The organism is Soonwooa buanensis (assembly GCF_900167905.1).
Classification (GTDB): domain Bacteria; phylum Bacteroidota; class Bacteroidia; order Flavobacteriales; family Weeksellaceae; genus Soonwooa; species Soonwooa buanensis.
The window spans coordinates 1-5,746 of the sequence record NZ_FUYZ01000021.1 but is presented as its reverse complement, the minus strand read 5'-3'; the positions used below and the strand labels follow the sequence as shown (position 1 = coordinate 5,746).

General features: G+C 35.2%; 6 protein-coding genes. 5 read left to right on the top strand and 1 reads right to left on the bottom strand.

Annotated elements, in window-relative coordinates; translation table 11 throughout:
• The first annotated feature begins 820 nt into the window (after positions 1 to 820).
• The 4 genes from B5X62_RS15285 (at position 821) to B5X62_RS15270 (ending at position 4,092) form a co-directional block, all read left to right on the top strand.
• On the top strand, positions 821 to 2,017 hold the full coding sequence (locus tag B5X62_RS15285; protein WP_079668352.1) for an aspartate aminotransferase family protein: 1,197 nt from the start codon (positions 821 to 823) through the stop codon (positions 2,015 to 2,017).
• 136 nt (positions 2,018 to 2,153) lie between these two features.
• A complete protein-coding gene (locus B5X62_RS15280; protein ID WP_079668351.1) occupies positions 2,154 to 2,540 on the top strand; it encodes an START-like domain-containing protein in 387 nt (128 codons plus the stop codon).
• 52 nt (positions 2,541 to 2,592) lie between these two features.
• Positions 2,593 to 3,399 carry an aminotransferase class IV gene (locus tag B5X62_RS15275; RefSeq protein ID WP_144038414.1) on the top strand — a complete coding sequence of 269 codons (807 nt, stop codon included), beginning with the start codon at positions 2,593 to 2,595 and terminating at the stop codon, positions 3,397 to 3,399.
• A gap of 258 nt (positions 3,400 to 3,657) precedes the next feature.
• The gene (locus B5X62_RS15270; protein ID WP_144038413.1) at positions 3,658 to 4,092 is read left to right on the top strand and encodes a hypothetical protein; all 435 of its coding nucleotides are present in this window, start codon (positions 3,658 to 3,660) and stop codon (positions 4,090 to 4,092) included.
• Here B5X62_RS15270 and pdxH read toward each other — a convergent pair.
• Entirely contained in the window at positions 4,041 to 4,685 is a 645-nt protein-coding gene (gene pdxH / locus B5X62_RS15265; RefSeq protein ID WP_079668348.1) for a pyridoxamine 5'-phosphate oxidase, read from the bottom strand. The genes B5X62_RS15270 and pdxH overlap by 52 nt on opposite strands.
• A 78-nt stretch (positions 4,686 to 4,763) precedes the next feature.
• Here pdxH and B5X62_RS15260 point away from each other — a divergent pair, with 78 nt between their 5' ends.
• Positions 4,764 to 5,312 carry a YqgE/AlgH family protein gene (locus B5X62_RS15260; protein WP_079668347.1) on the top strand — a complete coding sequence of 183 codons (549 nt, stop codon included), beginning with the start codon at positions 4,764 to 4,766 and terminating at the stop codon, positions 5,310 to 5,312.
• Positions 5,313 to 5,746: the final 434 nt, after the last annotated feature.

Here is a 5,746-nt window from a genome sequence, read left to right as displayed (position 1 = left end):
TGATAATGCTTTTCCGTTTTGTTGGATTTTACAAATAAATCCAAGGTTAATTTGCTAACATCTACTCCAATAAAAACTTTTTCCATAACTTTGATTTTAAGATTTTAAAGAGAAACTTATCTAGAGCTCAACTCCTTTATAATGGGTTTTAAACCCGAATTTCTATCTGAGTTTATGATAAGAAGTGTTTAAGTCTAAATCGAAGTATGAGCCACAACTCTGAGTAAATATTAGTTTACTTAAACATTTTTCTCTTTATCTTAAAGTTATCTCTTTTCTTGTTACAAATCTAAAGGAGTAAAAATCTGTAAGATTTTGTATCGAGAAGTTTTAAGCATGAGAAAAGTACTTGTTTTCGACACAGTTTTCCTCGAAAACCACTCAAACTGACGTTAATTTTCTTATCCCGACAGGTTATTTATCATTGAAGATTATAAACGAAGCTATTAATCTTTTTTTGTCTTAAACTTTATCTTCGAATTGTGTTACTCTTTTGTGGTTAAAACATCCAAATAATACAATTTTTCACCTTCGAAGAAAGGACGAACAAACATCGAAGAAAGGACGGTCAAATATTCTTGTAATCTAAACAAAGAAAATACTATTAACATTCTCCTCCCAAGGCGCAACCCAACTTCTTTCAAAAGTATATTTTCTATTATCCCTTTTTGAACTTAATGCGAAACCTAAATTCTGCATTTTACTTTAAAATCTTTTGTGGTTAAAAAAACATAATAGAATTAAAACCAAAACTTCGTTTTCCATTCCGAAACTAGGTCGTAAATTTGCAGCCGAAAGACTTATGATTAAGACTATGGATATCAAAGACAATTTTTTTAAATATCAGGCGCAGACAACGCCTTATGCAGCAGGTTTCGAAGTAGAAAGAGCAGAAGGAAGTTACATATACGGAAAAGACGGAAAAGCTTATTTAGATTTCGTTGCGGGCGTTTCGGCCAATACATTAGGGCATTCTCATCCCAAAGTTGTTAAGGCTATTAAAGACCAAGCCGACAAATATCTGCATGTGATGGTCTACGGCGAATATGCGCAAGAAGCACCTGTTAAACTTTGTCAACTTTTAGCAGAAGCAACACCAGAGCCTTTAGAAGTTACTTATCTGGTTAACAGTGGTGCGGAAGCCATTGACGGTGCACTAAAGTTGGCGAAAAGATATACAGGAAGAGAAGAAATCATCGCTTTCAAAAATGCGTATCACGGAAATACACACGGCGCATTGAGCGTGGCTGGTAACGAAGTTCACAAAAGAGAATTCCGTCCTTTGTTGCCAATGATCGACTTTATCGAATATGACAATCAATCAGATTTAGAAAAGATAACAGAAAAAACCGCTTGCGTTGTTGTGGAAACCATCCAAGGTGCGGCAGGATTTATTACACCATCCGAAAATTATTTCATTAATCTAAAAAAGCGTTGCGAAGAAGTTGGTGCGCTTTTAATTTTAGATGAAATTCAGCCAGGTTTTGGCAGAACTGGGAAGTTATTTGCATTCGAGCATTATGGCATTGTTCCCGATATTTTGGTAATGGGCAAAGGTATGGGCGGTGGCGTTCCTGTTGGGGCGTTTATGAGTTCTCGCGAGATTATGGAAAGTTTATCACACTCACCAAAGTTAGGACATATCACGACATTTGGCGGAAATCCATTAATTGCAGCGGCTTGTCTCGCAACTTTAGAAGAAGTTTTAGAAAGTGGTTTGATGACTTTAACAGACGAAAAGGAGCAACTTTACAGAGAATTGCTTGTTCATCCACAGATAAAAAAAGTAAATGGTAAAGGCTTGATGTTGGCAGTAGATTTAGGAACGCCAGATTTTACACTTGCTGTTGCCAAACGTTGTATGGAAAAAGGACTAATAGTTTTCTGGCAATTGTATCGCAATGAGTTTTTAAGAATTTCGCCACCGTTGACGATTTCTAATGAAGAAATCACGAAAGGATGCCAAATAATTTTGGAAGCTATCGATGAGGTTTTAGAATTAGATAAAAACTATTAAATCAAAGTTTTACAGAATTAACGAATAGATGACAAAAAACATGTTTTTTTGTCATTTTTTTTATTTTTCAGTAACATAAAGCATTTGCAAATAAGAAATTAATTTATATATTGCGCCCTGATTATAAATACGATTTATGGCAAAAACGAAAGTTCATTACGAATATAATATGCACTGTCTATCAGAGATATTGTACGAGTATTTAGCAAGTGCGGAAGGTCTGTCAGAATGGTTTGCCGATGAAGTGGTTGAGCGAGGAGATGATTTTTATTTTAGCTGGGGTGGTGGACCTGCAGAAAAAGCAACATTAATCCGTTACAAGCCGGAGAGTTTTGTTCGTTTTCGTTGGGAAGAAGACGAGGGGACAAAATATTTCTTCGAGTTGACTATTGTTATCGACGAGCTTACTGAAGATTTGTCACTTAATATTACAGATTTCTGCGACGATGGCGACGAGGAAGAGAATCGTCTATACTGGGAAAACCTCGTAGAAAACCTTAAAATAAAATTAGGAGCAGCCTAACAAACTTATTATATAATGGACGATTTTTATCGTTCATTGTTTTTTTATTATGATGCAAAAGTTAGAATATATAGAAGACAATCTACAGACTGTTAACCGCGCTTTTCTTTTTGGAGATGCGGTTTGGGTGTCATTTTTTGTTCGAAATTCGGAGTTGATCATGTCAGAAGAATCTTATTTCTTTTTGATGGCATCGATGCGAAAAATGCGTTTCAATATTCCGTTGTCTTACACCTTGGAGTTTTTTCAGGAGTTATTTAAAAAAGAAGTTTTAGAAAAAGACGTTCAGAGTGCGATTGTTAATCTGATGGTCTATCGTCAACAAGACAATTCTGATGATCTTCCAAAAGCGACAACGTCTTTCTATTTCGAGGTTAAAACCATGACAGATCCGTTGTCTATTCAATCTTCAATTGAGTTGGATATGATTAAAGAAATTAATGTCAATTCAAATTTGTTGAGCAACATTCGTGTGCATTCTCCAGAGAATATCTATGCAAGCATCTACGCAAAAGACAATGATTTGGACGATCTGATTTTATTAAATCCGAACAAACGTATTGCGAGAAGCATTTACGGGAACCTTTTATTTTTACAAGGCAACACAATTAAAGTTCCGAAGCAGACCGAAGGCGCTTATATTTCACCACTGATGGAGAATTTTGTGACTTTCGTTCATAAAAACAAATTGGCAGAAATTGAAGAAGCCGAAGTTATCGCTTTCGAATCTCAAAAATCGGATGAGATCATCAGGATTTCGGATGAAAAAGGAATTCATACCGTTTCAAAAATTAGAAATAAAACTTTTGAATCCACAAGATTTACAGAAATGCTAGAAGCTTGGAAAGCGAGTTTCTAGAAATTAATACACAAAAAAATGCTTCTGATTATTCGGAAGCATTTTTTATTTACTTTTAAAACTCAATTTGCGATGTAACTTTTTAATATTTTATTTTGAGAAATCACGAGAACTAACGAATTTTACAAGACTAGGTTTTACTAGAATTTTACCAAATGACCAATGAGAGAATACTATTTAACACAACTTACTATTAATTTTTGCATTCTCCTTGCTGCATTATTTCTAATTTTTGAAATGCAAAGATGTTGGTTAATTATGACTGATAAACCGCAGAACCTTGCTTCCGATAAAATTCTAGAATTTATACAAATGCCTTTTGAGACGATTATAAAAAATGAAACCGCGTTGAAGTGGTTTTCATTCTTTGTGTTTCCAATTGCTTTTGGTCTTACTGCAATGGGATATTTTGCATATCGACGCATTCCACTCGGCATGCCTTGGGGTTATGTTGCTGTATTTGGAATGGGCTACTTTGGAGTGTCAATTTTTTTGTTTGTCGCTGTAGCCCATAAATTTTTAACATCAAAAATAAAAACTGACAATTCTGCTGGTTATCTTATGATGTTATATTTTGTATTATTGATGGGACTTGTTGTATTGCTACTTCGCGATGTTTTTTGGCCGCCATCCTATGGCGCTTATGGTGCTAATCTTTTAATATTCCAGTCGAGTTCGTTTTCTAAGTTGTAGATTATTCTGTCGTGAAGTCGATTAGGGCGACCTTGCCAAAATTCGATTTCATAAGGTTTTGCTAGATATCCACCCCAATTTTCGGGTCTTGGGATTTCTTGACCTTCGAGTTCTTTTTCGAGTTCGTGAAGTCTATTTTCCAAAAACTCACGATTCGGAATTTCTTGACTTTGCGGCGAAACCAAAGCGCCGATTTGACTTCCTCTTGGTCGCGAATGAAAGTAACCGTCACTAAGATTTGGAGCAATTTTTTCGAGGTTGGCTTTAATGATAATTTGACGTTCTAGACTTGGCCAAAAGAAATGCAAACAAGCCTTGTGAGTCGCTTCTATCGCTTGACCTTTGCGACTATCGTAATTGGTGTAAAATATAAAGCCATTTTCGTTGTAAGCCTTTAACAGAACCATTCTTGTACGTGGACAACCGTCCGCTTCAACAGTCGAAATTGCCATTGCGTTGGCTTCTACCACCAAAGGATTTTCTTCGGCATCCAAATACCAATCACGGAATTGCTCAATAGGATTATCGCGGATTTGGTCTTCTGTAAGTTCGGCTTTTTCGTAAGATTTTCTGTGTTGATGGAGGTCTTCCATAATCGAATTATTAATACTTGAATAGCAATTGATTCAAAAATTATTGCTAAAAAATTATATTTTACTTAGTTTTGAGTTATGAATAACTCTTACAAAGGTAAACTTTTAATCTCAACGCCTGACGCATCGGGTGATATATTTTCGCGCTCTGTGGTGTTGCTACTCGAGCATGACATGCATGGTGCGTTTGGACTTATCCTCAACAAAAAGAACAAGTTGATGAGCGATAAGCTAAATGAGATTTTTGGTTTTGAAGTGGAAGTCTATGATGGTGGACCTGTGGAGCGTGACCGTATTTTCTTTATTATTAAAGGAAAACCTGTGACAGAAAATTTTAGTTCTATCGGTGATGATTTTTATGTGACCGAAGATATCCAAAAAGTAGTCGCAGCTATTGTTGAAGGCGATTTAGAAGTTAATCAGATGAAGGTATTTGCTGGTTATTCTGGTTGGGGCGGTATGCAATTAGAAACCGAAATCAAAAATAAATATTGGACCGTGGTGGACGTCTATAACCTTGACTATACTTTCCCGAATGATAAAGGCCTTTGGCGCGATATTATGCAAAATCTAGGTGGCGATTTTTTAATTTTCGCAAACTCTCCAGATGATGTCACCATGAATTAATTTTTTGAATTATTTAATCTGAAATCTGTCTAAGAAAATTAACGTCAGTTTGAGTGGTTTTCGAGGAAAACTGTGTCGAAAACAAGTACTTTTCTCATGCTTAAAACTTCTCGATACAAAATCTTACAGATTTTTACTCCTTTAGATTTGTAACAAGAAAAGAGATAACTTTAAGATAAAGAGAAAAGTGTTTAAGTAAACTAATATTTACTCAGAGTTGTGGCTCATACTTCGATTTAGACTTAAACACTTCTTATCATAAACTCAGATAGAAATTCGGGTTTAAAACCCATTATAAAGGAGTTGAGCTCTAGATAAGTTTCTCTTTAAAATCTTAAAATCAAAGTTATGGAAAAAGTTTTTATTGGAGTAGATGTTAGCAAATTAACCTTGGATTTATTTGTAAAATCCAACAAAACGGAAAAGCATTATCA